The organism is Chryseobacterium sp. Marseille-Q3244, from assembly GCF_940807095.1.
Taxonomy (GTDB): domain Bacteria; phylum Bacteroidota; class Bacteroidia; order Flavobacteriales; family Weeksellaceae; genus Chryseobacterium.
Window position 1 is genome coordinate 546,354 of sequence record NZ_CALNWX010000001.1, and the last position, 22,824, is coordinate 569,177.

Here is a 22,824-nt window from a genome sequence, read left to right on the forward strand (position 1 = left end):
AAAATTAGAATTGTTATTTCAGACTGCCTACCATATCTTCAGGTTTTACCCACTCATCAAACTGTTCCGCAGTTAAAAGGCCAAGGTTAACGGCCTCTTCTTTGAGAGTTGTTCCATTTTTGTGGGCTGTTTTTGCAATTTTTGCAGCATTTTCGTACCCAATATGAGTATTTAAAGCCGTTACAAGCATTAGAGATTTATCTACAAGTTCTTTAATTCTCTCGTGGTTGGGCTCAATACCTACAGCACAGTGGTCGTTGAATGAAATACATGCATCAGCAATAAGTTGTGCAGATTGAAGGAAGTTATAGGCCATTACCGGTTTGAAAACATTCAGCTCGTAATTACCCTGAGTTCCTGCAAAAGAAATCGTCGTGTCATTCCCTAGAACCTGTGCACAAACCATTGTTAAAGCTTCATTTTGAGTAGGATTCACTTTTCCAGGCATGATGGATGATCCAGGTTCGTTTTCCGGAATATAGATTTCCCCAATTCCTGAACGAGGTCCGGAGGCCAGTAATCTGATATCCTGAGCAATTTTGAATAAAGAAACCGCAAGTTGTTTTAAAGCGCCGTGGCTTTCAACAATCGCATCATGAGCGGCTAATGCTTCAAATTTATTCTCAGCTGTAATAAACGGATGGTTAGTAAATTTTGCAATATATTCTGCGACCTTTACATCGTAGCCAGCGGGTGTATTTAAACCTGTTCCTACTGCGGTTCCCCCCAAAGCAAGTTCAGAAAGGTGAGGGAGTGTGTTTCTTAAAGCTCTTAATCCAAATTCCAATTGAGCAACATACCCGGAAAACTCCTGTCCCAATGTAAGTGGAGTTGCATCCATTAAGTGTGTTCTTCCGATTTTTACGACATCTTTGAAAGCTTTGGATTTTTCAGCAAGCGTATTTTTTAATTTTTCAACTGCCGGAATGGTAACTTCCACTACTTTTTTATAGGCTGCAATATGCATAGCCGTTGGATAAGTATCATTGGATGATTGGGATTTATTCACATCATCGTTTGGGTGAATTTCAGATTTCTCTCCTAAAGTTCCGCCATTATTCACATGAGCACGGTTAGATACTACTTCATTCACATTCATGTTTGACTGAGTTCCTGAGCCGGTTTGCCAGATCACCAGAGGAAACTGATCATTTAGTTTTCCTTCAAGGATTTCATCACAAACTTTAGCGATCATGTCTCTTTTTTCAGAGGAAAGAGCTCCCAAATCAGCATTGGTGTAGGCTGCAGCCTTTTTTAAATAGGCAAAAGCCTCAATAATCTCGTGAGGCATAGATCCTTCAGGACCAATTTTGAAATTGTTTCTTGAACGTTCGGTCTGCGCACCCCAAAGTTTATCTGCAGGTACCTGCACTTCTCCCATGGTGTCTTTTTCTATTCTGTAATTCATTGTGGTTGAAATTTTATAGTATTTTTATTCCTGAAGCCTTGTTTTTATCTTTTTTGGCTTCATTATTTGATTAGTATAAAGGTACTTATAAACTCAAAAACTCGCAATTTATAATCATTATAAATATCAATTTTAATGACTGATTTTGCTCATATTTTTTTATTGGAAGCCGTATTTTTGTACAAACAAAAAAATTGAATGGAATTTAGATATCAGGATCCGTATCCAATTCAGAAAGATGATACGGTGTATAAAAAGCTTACATCAGATTATGTAAAGATTGAAAAACTGGGTGACAGAGAAATTTTAACAGTTGACCCAAAGGGATTGGAATTATTGGCTGAAGAAGCTATGGCAGATGTTTCTTTCATGTTGCGTTCTTCACACTTAGAAAGCCTTAAAAGAATCATTGATGATCCTGAAGCTACTGACAATGACAGATTCGTTGCGTATAATTTATTACAAAATGCTGCTGTAGCAGCAGAAGGAGCACTTCCTTCTTGCCAGGATACGGGAACAGCGATTGTAATGGGTAAAAAAGGAGAAAACGTATACACAGGTGTGGATGACGGTGAATTCTTAAGCCGCGGAATCTATAATACGTATCAAAAAAGAAACTTAAGATATTCTCAGGTGGTTCCTTTAACGATGTTTGATGAGAAAAATTCAGGATCTAACCTTCCGGCGCAGATTGATATCTATGCTAAAAAAGGAGATTATTATGAATTCTTATTCTTAACAAAAGGAGGTGGCTCAGCAAACAAAACATTTCTTTACCAAAAGACAAAATCTTTATTAAACGAGAAATCTCTTGAAGAATTCGTAAAGGAAAGAATTTCAGATCTTGGTACAGCAGCTTGTCCACCCTATCACTTAGCATTGGTAATTGGAGGAACTTCAGCTGAAGCGAACCTTGCCGCTGTGAAAAAAGCTTCTGCAAAATATTATGACAACCTTCCAACAGAAGGAAATGAAGCCGGTCAGGCATTCAGAGACCTTGAATGGGAAGCGAAAGTTCAGAAAATCTGCCAGGAAAGTGCTATTGGAGCACAGTTTGGAGGAAAATACCTTACTCACGACGTAAGAGTAATAAGACTTCCAAGACACGCTGCTTCTTGCCCGGTAGGAATGGGAGTTTCATGTTCTGCAGATAGAAATATCAAAGGAAAAATTACAAAAGACGGGATCTTCCTTGAACAGTTGGAACAGGATCCAAAGAGATTCTTACCCGCTACACCGCCACACCTTGAAGAAGCTGTTGAAATTAACTTGAATAAGCCAATGCCTGAAATCCTGGCTGAGCTTTCTAAATATCCGATCAAAACTAGACTAAAACTTAACGGAACTCTGATCGTAGCAAGAGATATTGCTCATGCTAAGATCAAAGAAATCATCGACAGCGGAAAACCAATGCCGGAGTATTTCAAAAATCACCCAATCTATTACGCAGGACCTGCAAAAACACCGGAAGGAATGGCTTCAGGAAGTTTCGGACCTACAACAGCAGGGAGAATGGATGTGTATGTAGATGAATTCCAAAGCCATGGCGGAAGTATGATTATGCTGGCAAAAGGAAACAGAAGTCAGGATGTTGCCAATGCTTGTAACAAATACGGAGGTTTCTACCTTGGATCAATTGGAGGACCTGCTGCTATTCTGGCAAAAGATAATATTGTATCCGTAGATGTAGTAGATTTCCCTGAGTTAGGAATGGAAGCGGTAAGAAAAATTGAAGTAAAAGATTTCCCTGCATTCATCATTACCGATGATAAAGGAAACGATTTCTTTGCTGATCTAGCTCATTAATCAGATAAAAAGACCTTGAGAGCGGAGATATGAGCTGTTTATATGAGCCTCAAACCTCCCTTCTCACCGTCTCAAAATCTATATAGAATTAAAATAAATTAAAAAATAGAGCCGGTATCTTTTGTGTAAAAAAGAAAAAAGCTTTATTTTTGCCTAAAATCTTTAAGAGAATGATAACTATTTTATCAGCATTTTGGCCGTTCTACCAGTTCCTTTGGACTGTATTCTTTATTACTATGTTCTTAGTAGGATTCTGGTGTATTTTTATGTTCTTCGGATTAGTTATCCCAATGTGGCTAACTGAAGGTTTGAAAGAGTACTTCGGAAAAGTGAAGCCTTTCGATCCTGAAGATATCAGAAGAAAGCTTATTACTGAGCAGGAAGGTGTAGAAACTATTTACAGCCAGCCTAAAGGAAATGGACCTTTCCTTCATCACGATCACGGACATCATCATTAATTGATTGTCATTGCTTTTTCACCTGAATTCTGAAAAAGTAATATCAAAGCAAAACAACATATATAAACCGCTTAATTTTTTTAAGCGGTTTTTCTATTTATTATTCCTCAGATGTTCCGGAGATACCCCAAACTTCTTTTTAAAGGCTCGGGTAAAATTCTGAAGATATTCATAACCACATTCAATGGCAATTTCTTTAATCATAATGTTTTTGTCTGTAATAAGTTTTCTGGCCTTTAGCATTCTAAGTTCAGAGATGTAATGACTGATCGTAGTGTGATATTCCGTCTTGAACGCTTTCCTGATGAGGTTTTGATTTACTCCAATCAATTTTCCGATTTCCTCAGCTTTAATATTCCGGTGATAATTTTCATCAATGAATTTTTTAATCATTTCAGGAGTTTTTGAAGCGGCCTCTAGACTGTTTTTTTCATTAAACTGTTCAAAAATAAGAATCAGGAGCTTGATGATCTTTGCTTCAGTAAACAGTTTCTGCATGACTCCTTTTTTAGAATAGGCTAAAATCTCTTTTAAAATAATATGCATTTCAACCGTCATGTTGGGGGGAGTGGCTTTTTGAAGAAAGATGAAGTTATTATGAATCATATTTTCCAGGATTTCTGCGCCTTCTTTATTGGTTTCAGGATTGATAAGGTTTGAAATGTATTGGTAATTGAGTTGAATGTGCAGATATTTCAGATTCTCTTCACTGTCGGTCCATAATTCTGCCTTGTTTTTCTGTGATGAATAATGAAGGATATACTGGTTTTTCTTAAATAAGAATTGGGTATCACAATCATGAGCCTTCAGATGAATATCCGGACTTAATAAAAACAGAAGATTGAAACTTGAAATGGATTCAAGCAGATATGATCTTGGAGAGCCTTCGATGGCAGATGAATTCTGCATGTTAATTTCAATATTCTCCGATTTGAAAACGACCTCTTTTTCCTGTTGATCTCCCATACAACACATTTTTACAGCCATAGTACCATGTAAAGCACCTTTATAGGATAACTAAAAGTTGGGAAATGATAACCCGGAATTAATTACGTAAGGTACTTTTGCGCAAAATTAAATTAAATTTAGAATAATTAAAAATAATATTTATGATTAGAGATTTATATTTTGCAGTACGAAATCTGGGAATTGGAATATTGCTGATGGGAGGAAGTGCATTAAGTGCCCAGCAAAGCTGCAATAATACAAATCCGGGAAATAATACTGGAGATCTGGGATGTGTAACCTTTACATATCAGGGGCAATTAGTTACTTATACTACGGTAAGGACTGCAGATGGAAAGATCTGGCTTCAGCAAAATCTTGGAAGTGAAAGGGTTGCGGAGTCTATAGATGATGAACAATCTTATGGAGACTTGTTTCAGTGGGGAAGATGGGATGACGGACATCAATTACGGGCTTCTTCCACAACTTCTGTACCTGCTGTTAACTCTCCGAATGGTCTGGAAGGTGGATCCTTTATTACAGGATCTCCTGCATGGTGGTCTACTAATGGGCTCAATGATAAATGGGCTGGTACAGGTTTTTCAGAAGTAGCAGAGTCGGTGGGAATTGATCCATGTAAGGCAATAGGGAATGGCTGGAGATTGCCCACCCAGGCAGACTGGACAGATGCTATTGAAGTTACAGGAATTCATTCACCCATAAAAGCATATGCAGGAGTTTTAAAATTACCTATGGGAGGTTTCCGTAGTTCATCAAATGGAGGGATTACTTCTGCAGGACAAAAAGGATACTTCTGGAGTTCTACACCTACTGGTATTGGAGGAAAATATTTGTACATAGGAACTACCATTACTAATGCTTCTGCAGGAGCTTCACGAGGACAAGGATCTTCAGTAAGATGTATGAAAGTAGAGTCAGAGCTTGGAACTTCTGATCTCAATTTGAAGAAAAAAACGGTTGAGGTCTTTCCAAATCCCGTGAAAGGAATTCTTACGGTAAAAAGTACTTCTTTGATTGAAGGAATCAAGATCATTAATGCTGTTGGGCAAAGTATAATGGCTCCTTTCTCAGATAATCAGATCAACATGAATGCTCTTCCCTCTGGTTTATACATGATAGAGTTAAAATTAAAGAACGGAGAATCTGTGGTAAAGAAAATTATGAAAGACTAATTTTTTTAACATTTGAATCAATATATCTGTCAGATTTCCGTTACATACGATAGTTCATTACAATTACTTTTATTGAAAGGCTCATGGAATTTTTTTCATGGGCCTTTTTTATGCTATGTTGATCCTTGTTTAATCAAAAAAAGAATAAAATCATCACTGCAAAAAAGAAATTAATATTATATTCGATAAAAATAAAGATATGAAAAAATTCTATTTCGTTGTTTTGTTGATCATTACAACGGTTGTTTTCGGGCAGATTAATTATACGATTTCACCCAATCCGTTTAATGAAACAGATGCAATTACACTGACAGTTCCAGGTGATCAGATTGATGAATCGGCCTGGGGAGTAACTAATAATTCAATTTATATGTGGTCCTGGTCCTTTGATACCAATTATCAGAACAGCCAGGATTGTCCAACCAACGGAAGCTGGAACAACTCCAATGAATTGAATAAGCTTAATTACAATGTTTCAACAGATACATACACTCTAACATTAACGCCAACGGCTTTTTTCGGTAGAACAGGAATCGGAAGATTTGGATTTTTATTAAAAGATAAAACTGGATCACATCAGACTTCCCCTGATATTTTTGTGAATGTAGGGGTACTGAATTTAAATTTAACGAATCCAACTGCAAACAGCCTTACAACAGTTCCAACAGGGAATTCAATTAATATTACGGCAACAACGAACGTTAATGCTACTTTTCAGCTTAAAGCCAATGGGGTTGTAGTAAATTCTACATCTACACCCTCTCAGTCTTATTCTTATAATTACACGGTATCTCAAGATGCGAATATGGAAGTGATTGCCACAGAGGGAAGCAGCTCAAAAAATGCAACATTTATTTTACAGGTTCCCCGAAATGTTGTTTCTGAAGCCATACCGGGTTGGATCAAACAGGGAATAAATTATGATCCGGCAGATCAAACGAAGATTGGGCTTGCTTTGTATGCTCCTCACAAAAGCTTTGTCCACGTGATCGGAAGTTTTAATAACTGGGTTGTGAATGATACCTATCTGATGAAAAGAGATACCGCTAATCCCGATCTTTACTGGATTGAATTAAATGGATTAACTCCACAACAAATGTATACGTTCCAATATAGGACTAATGATTTGAAAAAAGTGGCTGACCCTTATTCTCCTCAGATCTTATCATCTTATGATGACCAGTGGATTTCCTCTTCTACCTATCCGAATCTTCCGGCATTTCCGGCAGGACAGGATTTTGAGGTTTCAACATTCAAAACGGGGCAAACTCCTTACAACTGGCAGGTGACTAATTTTCAAAGACCCGCAAAAGAAGATCTTATTGTATATGAATTGTTGTTAAGAGATTTTACACAGGAAAAAAACTGGCAGTCTTTAATTAACAAAATTTCTTATTTAAAAAATCTAAAGATTAATGCCATTGAATTGCTCCCTATTATGGAATTTGAAGGGAATCTTTCCTGGGGATATAATACCTCTTTTCATTATGCTTTAGACAAAGCTTATGGAACACCTGAAAAATTCAAAGAGTTTGTTGATCTGTGTCATCAGAATGGGATTGCTGTCATTCTTGATGTTGCCTTTAATCATGCAACAGGGCGTTCTCCTTTGGTAAGACTCTGGAATATAGATCCGGATGGTGATGGTTACGGTGATGTGGCAGCTAATAATCCTTATTTCAATCAGGTTCCTAAACATTCATATAATGTGTTTAATGATTTTAACCATACCAGTCCTTCAACTCAATATTACGTTGAAAGGTGTCTTCAGCAGTGGTTAAAGGAGTATCGTATTGATGGGTTTCGTTGGGATTTGACAAAAGGCTTTACGCAAAACTGTTCTGAAAATGATGAAAACTGTACAAATGCTTATCAGCAGGATAGGGTAGATATTATGAAGAACTATGCAGACAGACAATGGGCACTGGATCCTAATTCTTATATGATATTTGAGCATTTGGGAACTGATGCAGAAGAACAGCAATGGGCCAATTACAGAGTGGCAGAAGGAAAAGGAGTGATGCTTTGGAATAAACAAACAGAGCCTTATAATCAAAATACGATGGGGTATAAAGATAATAGCAATTATGACCGCATGAATCATAGTCTTCATGGTTTTACCGATATGTGTGCTGTAGGATATGGAGAAAGTCATGATGAAGAAAGGCTGATGTTTAAAAATCTCGCTTATGGAGCGATCAATGGAAGTTATAGTGTAAAGAATTTGAATACGGCTTTGGAAAGGATGAAAACATTTGGAGCTACTTTCTTTACCATTCCCGGTCCTAAGATGATCTGGCAGTTTGGAGAATTGGGCTACGAATTCAGTATCAACCGATGTACGGATGGTAGCATTAACAATGGATGCAGAACCGATGAAAAACCTGTAGCCTTCACATTAGGATATGATACCGATGCCAACAGAAAGGCAGTTTATGATACTTGGGCAAAGATTATTGATATCAGAAATACCAATCCGGTATTCAAATCAAAGACTTACACCATAGAGTCAAACAATCTTGCCAATGATCCTGATGGGCTTATCACAAGAATTTATGTATATGACAATACAATCAACGGAATGAAAAACGTAGTCGTTCTGGCAAATTATTCTACTGCTGTACAAAATGTTGTTCCTTATTTTCCTTATGCTGGCCAGTGGAAAAACCTGATGGATGATACGGTTTCAAACATCGCTTCAACAACAGCTCCTATCACTTTACAGGCTGGAGAATTCAGAATTTTTGGAAACTATGCCGGAGCTTTATCTACCTCTGATGTGAATGCTGCAAACAAGCTATCCCTTCAGATTGCTGATAATCCGATCAAAAATGGTGTTGCAAAATTAATATTTAACAAAGCCAGAAATGGAGAAATCATGATCTTCGATAGAAGTGGTAAAAAGTTGGATTCATTTAAGTTGAATAAAGAAAATGGGACTTATGAACTAAGAGTCAATTATCCGTCGGGAATGTATCTGGTTCATCTGAAATCAGAAAACGGAATGGCTATTGAAAAAATGATCGTAAAATAAATACAAAGGCAAATTGGCAATTCAGCGAATTTGCCTTTTTTCTTGGTAGTGATTATCCGCTTTTTGCATATTTGAAAAATTAGTCTACCTTTGCACTAGATTTATCAAGAAAGGTGGAGGGATTTGGCCCAATGAAACCTTAGCAACCTACACGATTCCAAAAGTGTAAAGGTGCTAATTCCAACCCGATGGGGAGATAAGTGAAGTCAATATTTCTTATACGAATTCCATTTCTTGAAGTCTTGTGTAGCTGCAGAATCATCTGCGGAAGAATATTATTAATTGGCAAGAACAAAGATGAAAAAATTAAGCACTGCTATATTATTGCTAGGGACAATTTTAGTCGCTGCCCAGGAGCAGGAGGAAAAAGGAAAACAAATCGAAGACATTATCATCGTCGGAAACCGAAATGTTAAAAGAACAAAATTGGAGACGCCGGTTCCTGTAGATGTAATCAATATTGATAAAGTCCAAAGATCATCTCCACAAATGACGGCTCAGGACATTCTGAATTATGTGATCCCTTCATTTAATGCTGTGAGACAGTCTGCTTCTGATGGAACGGAGCATATTGATCCTGTAACACTAAGAGGAATGGGACCGGATCAGGTGTTGGTATTGCTTAATGGGAAGAGAAGACATACAACTTCCCTGGTAAACTATCAGAATACGGTAGGAAATGGATCTGTAGGAACAGATTTAAGTACAATTCCTGTCATTGCTATTGAAAAAATTGAAGTGTTAAGAGACGGTGCAGCAGCACAATACGGTTCTGATGCCATTGCAGGAGTAATTAATATTATTCTAAAAAAGAATGCAGGCGCTTCAGCAAGTTTAACCTATGGATTAAGTGGAAGAAATGATGGTGATACTTACCAGGCCGGCGTTAATTATGGAACTTCTTTGGGTAAAGATGAAGGTTTTATCAATCTTTCATTACAGCTAAGTCACAGAGGAAAAACAACGAGAACCCAAAATCACGATCTTGATATTTTCGGAAATAATTTTGCCTACGAATTTGCAGATAATCCAGATATTGCAAGACAAAATGATGATGAAGAAATAAATAAAAGAGGATTAACAAGAGACTATTTTAATTTCCAGATCGGAGATGCCCAAATCAGACAAGGGCAATTGTTTTTCAATGCAGAATACCCTTTGAACGATAACTTTAAATTCTATTCCTTTGGTGGTTTCAGCATTAAAGAAGGAAAAGGGTATGGTTTCAGAAGACTTCCCAATGAAGATTTTAATATTGTTAAAGAAATATACCCTAACGGTTTTCAGGCAGTTCTGAATTCTCAGATCTACGATATTTCCTATGCTGTGGGTGCGAAATATAATGTTAATAATTGGCTGATAGACCTGAGTAATACCTTTGGGAGCAATACTTTCAATTATAACGTAAGCAATACCAATAATGCTTCTCTTGGGATAAAATCGCCCACCCGATTTTATGCAGGAGCACACAGTTTTCTGCAAAATACCATTAATCTTGATATTTCAAAAAAGATAAAGAACTTCAATATTGCCTTTGGAGGAGAATTCAGGTTTGAACAATACCAGATTAAAGCAGGCGATGAGGCTTCTTATACCCAATATGATGTGAACGGTAATGTTGCAACACAAGGTTCTACAGTGATTGGGGCAGGAGGTTCTCAGTCTTTTATAGGTTTTTCACCGGATAATGCCTTGAAAAAAGATAGGCATTCAACAGCGGTGTATGCTGATATTTCCTATGATCTTGCTAAGAAACTGAATATTGATGCTGCTGCCAGATTTGAAAACTATTCAGATTTTGGAAGTACTCTGAACGGAAAATTGGCTGTGAGATATGAGTTTGTGAAAAATTATGCAGTAAGAGCAGCTGTAGGAACAGGATTCAGGGCACCATCACTTCAGCAGCAGTATTTTAATAACTCTTTTGCGGATATTTCTACTTCAGGTGATGGAATTGTAAGGAAAGGAATTTTTAATAATGATAGCAAGGCAGCAGAGGTTCTCGGATTTGATAAATTAAAACAGGAAACATCTGTAAACGGAAGTGCCGGATTTACCTTACAACCTGCCAAAGGCTTATTCATTACTGTAGACGGATATATTATTAAAGTGAAAGACAGAATTGTCATTACCAGCAATATCACAGATTCCAGATTATCTGATATTTCAGTAGTAGGAGAAGGAAATGCAGTAGAAAGCGGCAGATTCTTTGCCAACGCGATTGATACGGAAACAAAAGGAGTAGATGTAGTGGTTTCCTATGATTGGAAACTGGCAGGTGGAAACTTAAATATCAATCTTGCCGGAAACTATACAGAAACAAAAATTACAGACTTTCATTTTCCTGAACATCTGGGAACACCTCAGAATGAATTTTTTGGCCCGGATCAGATTAATATTATTGAAACTTTATCCCCAAAAACAAAAGCTTCATTAGGATTGACGTATGGAATTGGAAAATTCAATTTTCTCGTAAGAAATACCTATTTTGGTAAAGTCATAAGAGACGGATTTCCTTTCGGAGAGGTTCAGGAGTTTTCACCAAAGGTGGTTACTGATGTAAGTGTAGGGTATGATATTACAAAAAATATCAACTTTACGGTGGGAGCTAATAACGTATTTGATGTTTTCCCGGATCTTCAGATCTATAAAAATTCATATTATGGAGTGTTCAAATATGCACCGGTTCAAATGGGTACATTGGGAAGCTATTTCTTTGGAAGGCTTAATTTTAATTTTTAATGAGTAAATGAGTACTGCTTCACATCAGATTGGCTGGAAAACAGCCGCAGCCATTGTCGTTTCCAATATGATAGGGACAGGGATTTTTACAACCCTGGGATTTCAATTATCAGATATTACCAATACCTACAGTATTTTCCTGTTATGGATAATCGGAGGAATTCTGGCGCTGTTCGGAGCTTTCTGCTATGCGGAATTAGGCTCCCATTTTAAAGGAAACGGCGGTGATTTTATTTATCTTAAAGAAACGTATCATCCTTTATTTGGATACCTGATAAGTTGGATTTCCTTAATTATTGGGTTTTCTTCGCCAGTCGCATTGGCAGCTTTAGCCATGTCGAAATATCTTTCTGTATTTGATTATTCATTCGGAAATGGCTTTGCGATTGCAGCGATCTTTTTGGTAGCTATTACCTTGTCGTTCAGTTTAAAGACTTCAAGCCGGTTCCATAATTTTTTTACATTCATCAAAATTGCCTTTATCATTATATTGATAATTTTGGGTGTTGGATTATCAGGCTCTCCACAAATTGGAAACAGCCTGAATTTCAGTAATAGCTGGCAGAATGAAATGATGCTTCCTGCCTTTGCTACCTCATTGGTTTTTGTTACCTATTCCTATACCGGATGGAATTCAGCGTCTTATATTGCCGGGGAAATAAAGGATGTTCAGAAGAATCTTCCTAAATCACTGATTATAGGAACCGTTTTTGTGACGGTAAGTTATATTCTTGTGAACTATATCATGCTGAAACATGCTCCGGTAAGTCAACTGGCGGGAAAAGAAGATGTAATGGGTGAGGCTGCGGTGAATATGTTTGGGATTTCCTTCGGGAAAATTGTAAATATTTTTATCGCATTACAGCTTATTGCAACAATTAGTGGATACTTATGGGTAGGTTCAAGATTGACTCAGGCCTTTGCAAAAGATACCCGTATCTGGAAGCCTCTTTCAGTAGGAAATAAAAAAGGAATTCCGGTGAGAGCGATCTTTGCTCATGCAGTTATCGCGACCATCATAATTTTAACAGGAAGCTTCAAGGAGATTTTTGTATATACTGCATTTATCCTTCAATTATTTGCCAGTTTAGCAATTTCGACGGTATATTTTCTTAAAAAGAAGGATAGAAAAATATTTAAATCCAATGCTTTTTATATTTTTCCGACTGTTTTTTTACTATTCAGTTTTTATATCCTTTATTTTACCTTTATTCATAACCCCAAAGAAAGTTTAATAGGACTAGGAATTATTGCTGTAGGACTCATTTTATATTGGATTGACAGAAGACTTTCCAAAGGAGTTTAAAGGAATATTGAAAACCTAAAAAAGAGGATGGGTCAATTCATAAAGAGATCTTTTTATTATTTTGTTTCCTTGATCCCTAATGCTCAAAAATTTATACTTTACTTTTGAATTAATAATCCTTATCTTTGCACCCACAAAAATTCGACAATGTCTAAATCATTAATTCCAAAATTAGAAGCTATAAAACAAAGATATAATGAGGTTGCAGACCTTATTATACAGCCTGATGTCATTTCAGACCAAAAAAGATATTCTTCTTTGAACAAAGAATATAGTGATTTGGGAAAAATTGTAAGAGTTTATGATCAGTATAAAGGTGCTTTAGATAGCATCGAAGAATCTGATGAAATTATTGCAGATGGCTCAGATAGAGATCTTGTAGATCTTGCAAAAGAAGAAAAATTAGAAGCTCAATCCAAACTTCCGGGATTAGAAGAAGAACTTAAAGTTCTTTTGATTCCTAAAGATCCTGCGGATGATAAAAACGTTATCGTTGAATTACGTGCCGGAACCGGAGGTGATGAAGCAGCGATCTTCGTGGAAGACATTTACAGAATGTATACCATGTATTTCAAAACAAAAGGATGGAGACATGAAGTGACAGATTCTAATGAAGCAGCAAAAGGGTACAAGGAATTGATCATGAAGGTGGAAGGAGAAGGTGTTTACGGAATCATGAAATTCGAATCAGGAGTTCACCGTGTACAACGTGTACCGGAAACAGAATCTCAGGGTAGAGTTCATACCTCTGCGATTACAATAGCTGTTTTACCGGAAGCGGAAGAAGTAGACTTTGAACTGAATCCTGCTGATATCGAAATGCAGACTTCCCGTTCAGGAGGGGCCGGAGGTCAGAACGTAAACAAGGTTGAAACGAAAGTACAGTTAACACACAAGCCTTCAGGGTTGGTAGTGGTTTGTCAACAAGCTCGTTCTCAGTTAGCTAACCGTGAATTGGCAATGGAAATGCTAAGAACGAAGCTATACGATATCGAACTACAGAAAGTGCAGGGAGATATTGCAGCACAACGTAAATCTATGGTTTCTACAGGTGACCGTTCTGCAAAAATTAAAACGTACAATTATCCACAAGGAAGAGTAACAGATCATAGAATCAACAAGTCTATGTATAATCTGGATGCTTATATGAATGGAGATATTTCTGAAATGATTGATGCCGTAATTATGGCTGAGAATGCAGAAAAAATGAAAGGAGAAGAAGAAAACTACTAAAAGTTTCAAAAAAATAAAACAAAGCCTCTGATTTTTTCAGGGGCTTTTCTTTTAAACGTACAATGAATTCAAATTATTAAACTATGAAAAACTACAAAATTATTTTTTTGCTGTTACTCACGATGATGGGGCAGCAGCTTAGTGCACAGACAGAAGTAAAGAAACCAAAAGAAGTATTTGAACTTTTCTTCGGATCTTTTTTGAATAATGATGAAGCCACCCGTCTTAAACTGAATGATTATCTGAGACCTACAGTGGAAGGGAAAGACGCTTTTGATGTAAACTTTAAAGAAAATGAAGAAGGGATGATAAAAACAAGTGCAGAGAGCTTTCTTTCTGTATTCCCTAAGGCGGCCACTTCAGCCTGTCAAAAGGAAGCTGAGGATTATTTCAGAATCTTATTTTCCAATTTCAGAAATGCTAAACTTATAATTAAGGACATCAAAGTTGTTCAGAATGAATATATAGAAGATCAGAAAATTGCTGAGGTGAAGTATACTGTAAGTTTTAAGGTGCCTGCAAACCCAACCCCTGAGCCTAAAGTAGAGCCTGCCAAAATTAAGGCTGATGAACTGAAAAAATATTTGCTTCAGATGGCGCAGAATATAAGTAATGCTGATAAAACAATCACTACAGACCAGGAATTCAGTTTATACGAATTGAAGGAAGGTGATAAAATATACTACTGGAACGGAAGTCCGGATGAAATTGTAACCAATCTTACCGATTTCTATTTTGATAACTTATAATCAGTGAAGGATTGATTAATAGATTATTAAATAATTAAAAGTCCCCCAAAATGGGACTTTTTTTATTTCACATACTTTATGTATTTTTGATAAAAACCGTTCAGTATGAATTTTAAACCTATGTTATTAACTGCTGGAGTTCTGTTTTCAGCATCTTTTTATTCTCAAACAATGAATTATCCAAAAGCATTAAAGGGAAGTCAAACCGATACTTACTTTGGAACAGCAGTTTCTGATCCGTACAGAGATCTGGAAAACGATTCTGATGCTACCAAAAAATGGGTAGATGAAGAAGTAGCATATAGCCAGAATTACCTTTCAAAAATTCCATTCAGGGATAAAATTAAAAACCAACTGAAAGATATCTGGAATTATGAGAAAATTTCTGCACCTTTCAAAGAGGGAGACTACACTTACTATTCTAAAAATGATGGTCTGCAGGCGCAGTCAGTTTTATACAGAACAAATAATAAGACTAAGGCTACTGAAGTATTTTTAGATCCGAATAAATTCTCAGAAAAAGGAACCACTTCATTATCTAATCTTTCTTTCAACAAAAAAGGAACTCTTGCCGCTTATTCTATTTCAGAAGGCGGAAGTGACTGGAACAAGATTATTATCATTGATGCTGTTACCAAAAAACAGATCGATGAGACCTTAGTAGATGTTAAGTTCAGTGGGATTTCATGGCAGGGAGACGAAGGATTCTATTACTCGAGTTATGATAAACCGAAGGAAGGAACTGTACTTTCCGGAATGACCGATAAACATAAAGTGTATTTTCACAAGCTGGGAACAAAGCAGTCTGAAGATAAATTGATTTTCGGCGGAGAAAAAACACCAAGAAGATATCTGGGAGCGAGCGTTTCAGACGATCAGAGATATGTAATCATTTCAGCAGCTAACGCAACCAATGGAAATGAATTGTTTATCAAAGATTTGAAAAAAGGCGGCGATTTTGTACAGATTAATAAAGGATTTGATATCAATGCAAATATTGTAGACACTCAGGGAGATGATCTTTTCATTTCTACAGATAAAGACGCTCCGAATATGCGCCTTGTCAAAACAAGAATCAGTAACCCTGCTCCGGAAACATGGAAAGATGTCATTCCACAAACAGAAAACGTATTGGGAATTTCTACGGGTGGTGGATATTTCTTTGCAACATATATGATTGATGCCATAGATCAGGTAAAGCAATACGATAAAACTGGAAAACTAGTCAGAGAAATTACACTTCCTGGGAAAGGAAATATTTCAGGTTTTGGAGGAAAAGAAAAAGAGAAAGAAATTTATTATTCTTTCAGTAATTATATTACCCCTGGAACTACGTATAAATTCAATGTAGACTCAGGGAAATCTGAAGTATATCAAAAACCAAAGGTGAAATTCAATCCGGATGATTACGTTTCTGAACAGGTATTTTACACTTCCAAAGATGGAACAAAGGTGCCTATGATGATTAATTATAAGAAAGGAACTAAACTTGATGGTAAAAACCCTACGATTCTATACTCTTACGGAGGTTTCAATATCAGTTTACAGCCATCTTTCTCAGTAGTGAATGCCATTTGGATGGAAAATGGAGGTATTTATGCTGTTCCAAACATCCGTGGAGGTGGTGAATATGGTAAAAAATGGCATGATGCAGGAACAAAAATGCAGAAAAGAAACGTTTTTGAAGACTTTATTGCGGCAGGAGAATATCTACAAAGCAAAGGCTACACTTCAAAAGAATATATGGCACTTTCCGGAAGATCAAACGGAGGTTTGTTGGTAGGAGCCACAATGACTTTACGTCCTGATTTGGCAAGAGTTGCGTTCCCGGGAGTTGGAGTGTTGGATATGCTAAGGTATAACAAATTTACAGCTGGTGCTGGATGGGCTTACGATTATGGAACGGCAGAAGACAGCAAAGAAATGTTTGAATATCTGAAATCATACTCGCCAGTACACAATGTAAAAGTGAAAACATGTTATCCGTCTACAATGATTATTACCAGTGATCATGATGACAGGGTTGTTCCCGCTCACTCTTTCAAGTTTGGAGCAGAATTACAAGAAAAACAGGCTTGTAAGAACCCTATTTTATTGAGAATTGAGAAGAATGCAGGACATGGTGCCGGGAGATCGACAGATCAGGTAATCGGTGAAAATGCAGATTTGATATCATTTGCATTGTATGAAATGGGAATAAAGAAATAGCACTTAAAAAATAAAATATTTAACGTAACGACTAATTTTTAATAAATTAGTCGTTTTTTTATGCTTAGTTGTGTTTATAATTGTTATTTTTACGCCGGATATTTAAAGTTTATTAATCTTAGATTAATTAAGTAATTATGAAAAAAAGAATTTTACTAGTTTGTGCATTGGCAGCAGGACTGTCTAGCTTTAATGCACAGAGGTGGACGCCAGCCTCACAAAAAACGTCTGAAGTAAGAAAAGAAGTAGAAGTTCAATATTCTTACAGATTAGATTTACAGTCATTGAGAAATACTTTAAAAGATGCTGTAGAAAGAGGAAGAGGTGCCCAGGCAGTAGTTGTATCTTTACCTACAGCAGAGGGGAAAATTGAGAGATTTGCTGTATATAGTGATCCTATTGTGGAGAAATCTATGGCAGATAGATATCAGCTAGGTTCTTACGTAGGGGTTGGAGTAGATGATCCCGGAAAATATGTAAGATTCAGTACTGCTCCAACTCAGATGCAGTCTATGATTATTAAAGATGGAAAATTCCAGTTTATAGAGCCTATTAGTACTGATAAGCAAGTTTATGGAGTTTTTTATAAAACAAAAAGAACCGAAGGAGAGCATGGCTTTGAATGTACTACAGAGGAGAAGAACTTTAAAGATATAAAGGCTTTAGAGCTTAATGGAAAAAATAGCCTTTCTAATGTAGGAATAACAAGCAGACCTTCTAGTACAACTTTCAGAACCTATAGATTAGCTCTTTCAACAACAGGTGAATATACTAAAAAGTTTGACCCAACTGGTGGAATTACAAATACTGTTATCCAGATGCATGCAACTATGGATCGTGTAAATGGTGTTTTCCAGAAAGATTTTGGAGTTAAGCTTATTATGAAAGATTTACCAGGTATTATTTTCACAGATCCTGCTTCAGACCCTTATACGGGGAATTTAAATCTACAACTTCAGCAGACATTAACTTCCCAAGTTGGAAATGACAATTATGATATTGGGCATGTATTCAATGCAGCAGGGGGTAATGGTAATGCAGGAGGAATAGGGGTAATGTGTGTTAACCCGGCATCTTCTACTGCTTTAGCGAAAGGCGCTGCCTTTACCCAAAATACTAACCCTATGGGAGATTCTTTTGATATTGATTATGTTGCTCATGAAATGGGACACCAATTGGGAGGTAATCATACTTTCTCAAATAAATCAGAAGGATCCGGAGCTAATGTAGAACCTGGAGGAGGAACTACCATTATGGGATATGCAGGAATTACTAGTGATAACGTTGCAATGGCTTCAGATGCTTATTTTCATTATAAATCAATAGATCAGATTTTGACAAGTCTGGAAGGAAAATCAGGCTGTGGAACTTCAGAAGCAATTACTAACAATACTCCACCTACAATAGGTGAGCTTACTGCTTATACAGTACCTAAAGGAACAGCTTACTATCTTGATGCATCAGCAACAGATGCTGAAGGAGATGCATTGACCTATACATGGGAACAGAATGACAGTGTAGATGATTATGCTTCTATCTCTGGAGATAGTGGATGGGGATATAATCCACAAGGTGCATTGACAAGGTCTTATTTTGGTACTGCAAGTGGAAGAAGATATTTCCCTAGTTTACCAGTTGTAATGTCTGGTAATCTTACGAATAAAACAGTATGGGAGACAGTGTCTTATATTCCAAGAACATTAACATATGCTGTTACTGTAAGAGATCAAAATGCAATGAGACCAATGGTTTCTTCTAAGGAAATTAATACAGTAGTTGGAAATGATGGACCATTCAAATTTAATGGTATTACTACATCTTCAGTATTATATAGAAATGCTAATAACGTTATTCAATGGGAAGTTGCCAATACCAACCAGGCTCCTTATAACTCAACGAATGTAAAAATTGAGTATACAACAGATCTTGTGAATGGAGCAACTTGGACGGAACTTGTTGCCTCTACTCCAAACAACGGAAGCTATACTGTGCAGATGCCAAGTACAATTACAACTCCAATTAAGTTAAGAGTATCAGCTATTGGAAATGTATTCTATGCAGTATCTCCTACTATTACTGTTGCCGATGCTCCTACTTCTACAACTTTAGCCCCAACAGGAGTTTCAACAATAAATACAGAAGTGTTTAAAACAACAGCGAGAGTATCTTGGAATAGTGTTCCGGGTGCTACTTACTCAATCAATTATAGAAAAGGTGCTACTTCAAACTGGTCAAACGTGTTAAGTCAGACAAACAATGTTGTATTGACAGGTTTAGAGGATGAAACAAATTATGAAGTACAGGTTGCTGCTGTTGTAAACACCGTTCCTGGTGCATTCTCTAATAATTATACATTTAAAACTAAGGGACTTACAACAGGGGTTGATTATTGTATACTAAATTCAGGAATTCCTGATTTTGGAATGGTATATCAGGTGTCATTGAATAACACAGCAATTCATACTGATGGTACATTCAGAGCTTATAAAGATGTGAGTGATAACCCTGCTAAGACAATAAACCTAGTGAAAGGAACTACTTATAGTTTAGATGCTAGAGCAGTAATCTCCAGTGCTTATTCTCAAATGTCAGGAAGACAATTAAGAATTAATGCTTGGATAGATTATAACAGAAATGGAGTGTTTGAAGATACAGAAAGAATTTTTGGATTAGGATCAAATAATGCTCAAGTAAATGCAGCTATTGGAGGAGCTGTAAACTTTACAGTACCAGCCACGGCTTATTCAGGTGATAAAACATTAAGAATGAGAGTTGTTGGAAAGTATGGTAATACAGACTTATCGAACCCATGTGTTGAAATCCCTTCAGGAGCAGGAGGTGTAATGGATCTTCCGGTTAAGATCACAGAAACATTAGGAACAGACGAAGTAAGAGGTACAAAAGCATCAGAAGTATCCATCTATCCTAACCCTGCAGATACTTTCGTAGAAGTGAAAAACCTTAAAGGTAAGGCAGATTACAAAATCTACTCTGCTGACGGAAGATTAGTTCAGGAAGGTCAGATTGACGGACAGAGAATTAATGTTGCTTCATTAATCAAAGGGATGTATGTTGTTACGATCAAAGATGATAAAAACACTTACAATACTAAGCTTATTAAAAAATAATAGGATATAAATAACTATAATTTAAAAACCCCGGATGAATTTCATCCGGGGTTTTATTTATTATTGCTGAGATACATACACTCCCTTTGGAAGATTTTCTACATCAACCGAAATCTTACCTTCTGAAGCCGAAAAAGATTTGTTAGTAACTAATTTTCCGGGATTCATAACATTCAATATTTTATTCGTCGGAACGGGCAAAGCAGATAATTTACTTCCAGCCTGAATTTCTTTTGCAGCTAAAACAGAAGTGGGTAAGGCATACGCTTCCGTCAATGGAACGCCGAAGATACTTAAATTTATATTGAAAATACGATTTAGAGATTCATTCCATATGTTTTGATAAAGTTTTTAAACAGAATTTAATATAGGAAGATTGCAATTTAAAACTCACGTAATCATAAGATTATCAATGCTTATCTATTATTCTAAAAATGCTTAAATTTAGCATCTAATAAATCCGTAAGTATGAGAAGAGAAGTTCAAAATAAAACTCCTCAATTTAATATAACTGAAAAAATAACTGAAATCTATCCTTTTGAAAAAGATGGATTACAGTTGAAATCTTCCTATCAAAAAGAAGATATTAAAAATGAATCATTAACGCAGACTTCTCCAGGAATTGAACCTTATCTGAGAGGTCCGTACTCCACCATGTATGTTCAAAAACCATGGACGATCCGCCAGTATGCCGGTTTCTCCACCGCTGAAGAATCCAATGCCTTTTACAGAAGAAACCTTGCTGCAGGACAAAAAGGACTTTCCGTAGCATTTGATTTGGCTACGCATAGAGGTTATGATTCAGATCATTCAAGAGTTGTCGGAGATGTTGGGAAAGCAGGAGTTGCGATCGATTCAGTAGAAGATATGAAAATCTTGTTTAATGAAATTCCGTTAGACGAAATCTCCGTTTCCATGACGATGAACGGAGCAGTACTGCCAATTCTATCTTTCTATATCGTAGCAGCAGAAGAGCAGGGTGTAAAGCAGGAATTGCTTTCAGGAACAATTCAAAATGATATTCTGAAAGAATTTATGGTAAGAAATACCTATATCTACCCACCCGCACCATCCATGAAGATTATTGCAGATATTTTTGAATATACTTCTCAAAATATTCCGAAATTCAACTCAATTTCCATTTCAGGATATCACATGCAGGAAGCAGGAGCCACTCCGGTACTGGAAATGGCTTACACCCTGGCAGATGGCCTCGAGTATGTAAGAACGGGAATCAAGGCAGGGATGAACGTAGATGATTTTGCACCTCGATTATCATTTTTCTGGGCCATTGGGATGAACCACTTTATGGAAATTGCTAAAATGCGTGCCGCAAGATATATCTGGGCTAATCTTTTAAAGCAATTTAACCCTCAGAATCCTAAATCCTTAGCCTTAAGAACCCACTCCCAAACTTCCGGATGGTCATTAACAGAGCAGGAACCTTTCAATAATATTACAAGAACTGCTATTGAAGCACTATCTTCTGCATTAGGTGGAACACAATCGTTACACACCAACGCATTGGATGAAGCAATTGCCCTTCCTACGGATTATTCTGCAAAAATTGCAAGAAATACACAAATCATTCTTCAGCAGGAAAGCAGAATATGTGATGTAGTAGATCCGATGGGAGGAAGTAATCTTGTAGAAAGCCTTACTCAGCAGATGATTGAAGAAGCGATGAAGTTTATTGACGAGGTAGAACAGGAAGGAGGAATGACCAAAGCGATTGAAGCAGGAATTCCAAAAATGAGAATTGAAGAAGCCGCTGCTAAAAAGCAGGCCAAGATCGATAGTGGTGAAGAATTCATCATTGGAGTAAACTCATTCAGGTCCTCATTAAAACAAGATGCAATTGAGATTCTTGATATTGATAACACTGAAGTTCGTAGAAAACAAATTGAACGACTAAATAGCATTAAAGCAGAAAGAAGTTCTGAAGCAGTAACGCAAATCCTGAATGAAATCCGTGAAAGTGCAAAAACAGGAAAAGGTAATCTACTGGCACTTTGTATTGAAGCCGCAAGAAGAAGGGTTACCCTGGGTGAAATGAGTGATGCGATGGAGGAAACTTTTGGAAGATATAAAGCAAACATTAAAACGATATCTGGAGTATACGCTATGAATGCTGGTAAAAACGAATATTTTGAAAAAGCCCTTAATCTGACTCAGAAGTTTGAAGAAGAAGAAGGACGTCGTCCAAGAATTATGGTAGCTAAAATGGGTCAGGACGGTCATGACAGAGGAGCAAAAGTAGTAGCAACAGCATTTGCTGATATGGGATTTGACGTTGATGTAGCTCCATTATTCCAAACTCCGGAAGAAGTGGCAAAGCAAGCTGTAGAAAATGATATTCACATTCTGGGAGTATCTTCATTAGCTGCTGGGCACAAAACATTAGTTCCTCAGGTTGTAGGAGAATTGAAAAAGCTGGGTGCAGATGATATTACCATCGTAGTAGGTGGAGTTATTCCGCAACAAGATTATGAATTTCTTTACGCCAATGGAGCCGATTTTATTTTCGGTCCTGGGACCAATCTTCCAAAATGTGCTGTGGAAATTTTAGAGAGATTTTTAGAAAACTAATCCGAAAAAGCTTTAATTTTCATTA

At 36.8% G+C, this 22,824-nt stretch carries 14 protein-coding genes and 1 riboswitch; of the genes, 11 read left to right on the forward strand and 3 right to left on the reverse strand.

Annotated elements, in window-relative coordinates:
- Nucleotides 1-13: 13 nt before the first annotated feature.
- The gene (fumC, locus tag NBX25_RS02550) at nt 14-1,408 is read right to left on the reverse strand and encodes a class II fumarate hydratase (protein ID WP_123909685.1); all 1,395 of its coding nucleotides are present in this window, start codon (nt 1,406-1,408) and stop codon (nt 14-16) included.
- A 198-nt stretch (nt 1,409-1,606) separates the two neighbouring features.
- Between fumC and NBX25_RS02555 the strand changes: the two genes are divergently transcribed.
- Together NBX25_RS02555 and NBX25_RS02560 are read left to right on the forward strand one after the other, a co-directional pair.
- Nucleotides 1,607-3,214: a fumarate hydratase gene (locus tag NBX25_RS02555; RefSeq protein WP_123909686.1), complete on the forward strand. Its 1,608-nt coding sequence runs from the start codon at nt 1,607-1,609 to the stop codon at nt 3,212-3,214.
- 170 nt (nt 3,215-3,384) lie between these two features.
- Nucleotides 3,385-3,672, forward strand: a complete 288-nt coding sequence (locus NBX25_RS02560) for a hypothetical protein (protein ID WP_185145558.1) — start codon at nt 3,385-3,387, stop codon at nt 3,670-3,672.
- 93 nt (nt 3,673-3,765) lie between these two features.
- Here the strand turns inward: NBX25_RS02560 and NBX25_RS02565 are convergent, their stop codons facing one another.
- Nucleotides 3,766-4,638 (reverse strand): helix-turn-helix transcriptional regulator, encoded by an 873-nt coding sequence (locus tag NBX25_RS02565; RefSeq protein WP_250252694.1) that lies wholly within the window; start codon nt 4,636-4,638, stop codon nt 3,766-3,768.
- Between the two features lie 143 nt (nt 4,639-4,781).
- Here NBX25_RS02565 and NBX25_RS02570 point away from each other — a divergent pair, with 143 nt between their 5' ends.
- From NBX25_RS02570 to NBX25_RS02605, 8 genes are all read left to right on the forward strand, one after another.
- Nucleotides 4,782-5,810 carry a T9SS type A sorting domain-containing protein gene (locus NBX25_RS02570; protein WP_250252695.1) on the forward strand — a complete coding sequence of 343 codons (1,029 nt, stop codon included), beginning with the start codon at nt 4,782-4,784 and terminating at the stop codon, nt 5,808-5,810.
- Between the two features lie 199 nt (nt 5,811-6,009).
- Complete coding sequence (locus NBX25_RS02575; RefSeq protein WP_250252696.1) at nt 6,010-8,844, forward strand: alpha-amylase family glycosyl hydrolase; 2,835 nt, start codon at nt 6,010-6,012, stop codon at nt 8,842-8,844.
- 98 nt (nt 8,845-8,942) lie between these two features.
- Nucleotides 8,943-9,047, forward strand: a riboswitch (SAM riboswitch).
- Nucleotides 9,048-9,141: 94 nt separating this feature from the next.
- The gene (locus NBX25_RS02580) at nt 9,142-11,586 is read left to right on the forward strand and encodes a TonB-dependent receptor plug domain-containing protein (RefSeq protein ID WP_250252697.1); all 2,445 of its coding nucleotides are present in this window, start codon (nt 9,142-9,144) and stop codon (nt 11,584-11,586) included.
- Between the two features lie 7 nt (nt 11,587-11,593).
- The gene (locus NBX25_RS02585) at nt 11,594-12,892 is read left to right on the forward strand and encodes an APC family permease (protein WP_123909691.1); all 1,299 of its coding nucleotides are present in this window, start codon (nt 11,594-11,596) and stop codon (nt 12,890-12,892) included.
- Nucleotides 12,893-13,039: 147 nt separating this feature from the next.
- Entirely contained in the window at nt 13,040-14,125 is a 1,086-nt protein-coding gene (gene prfA, locus NBX25_RS02590; protein ID WP_045501508.1) for a peptide chain release factor 1, read from the forward strand.
- A gap of 83 nt (nt 14,126-14,208) precedes the next feature.
- Nucleotides 14,209-14,874, forward strand: coding sequence for a hypothetical protein (locus tag NBX25_RS02595; protein ID WP_250252698.1), 666 nt, complete (start codon nt 14,209-14,211; stop codon nt 14,872-14,874).
- Between the two features lie 105 nt (nt 14,875-14,979).
- The gene (locus NBX25_RS02600) at nt 14,980-17,082 is read left to right on the forward strand and encodes a prolyl oligopeptidase family serine peptidase (RefSeq protein ID WP_502799720.1); all 2,103 of its coding nucleotides are present in this window, start codon (nt 14,980-14,982) and stop codon (nt 17,080-17,082) included.
- Between the two features lie 137 nt (nt 17,083-17,219).
- Entirely contained in the window at nt 17,220-20,210 is a 2,991-nt protein-coding gene (locus NBX25_RS02605; RefSeq protein ID WP_123909694.1) for a reprolysin-like metallopeptidase, read from the forward strand.
- A 60-nt stretch (nt 20,211-20,270) separates the two neighbouring features.
- Here NBX25_RS02605 and NBX25_RS02610 read toward each other — a convergent pair whose 3' ends face one another.
- Entirely contained in the window at nt 20,271-20,486 is a 216-nt protein-coding gene (locus NBX25_RS02610; RefSeq protein ID WP_250252699.1) for a T9SS type A sorting domain-containing protein, read from the reverse strand.
- A gap of 192 nt (nt 20,487-20,678) precedes the next feature.
- Between NBX25_RS02610 and scpA the strand changes: the two genes are divergently transcribed.
- The gene (gene scpA / locus NBX25_RS02615) at nt 20,679-22,799 is read left to right on the forward strand and encodes a methylmalonyl-CoA mutase (protein WP_250252700.1); all 2,121 of its coding nucleotides are present in this window, start codon (nt 20,679-20,681) and stop codon (nt 22,797-22,799) included.
- Nucleotides 22,800-22,824 lie beyond the last annotated feature (25 nt).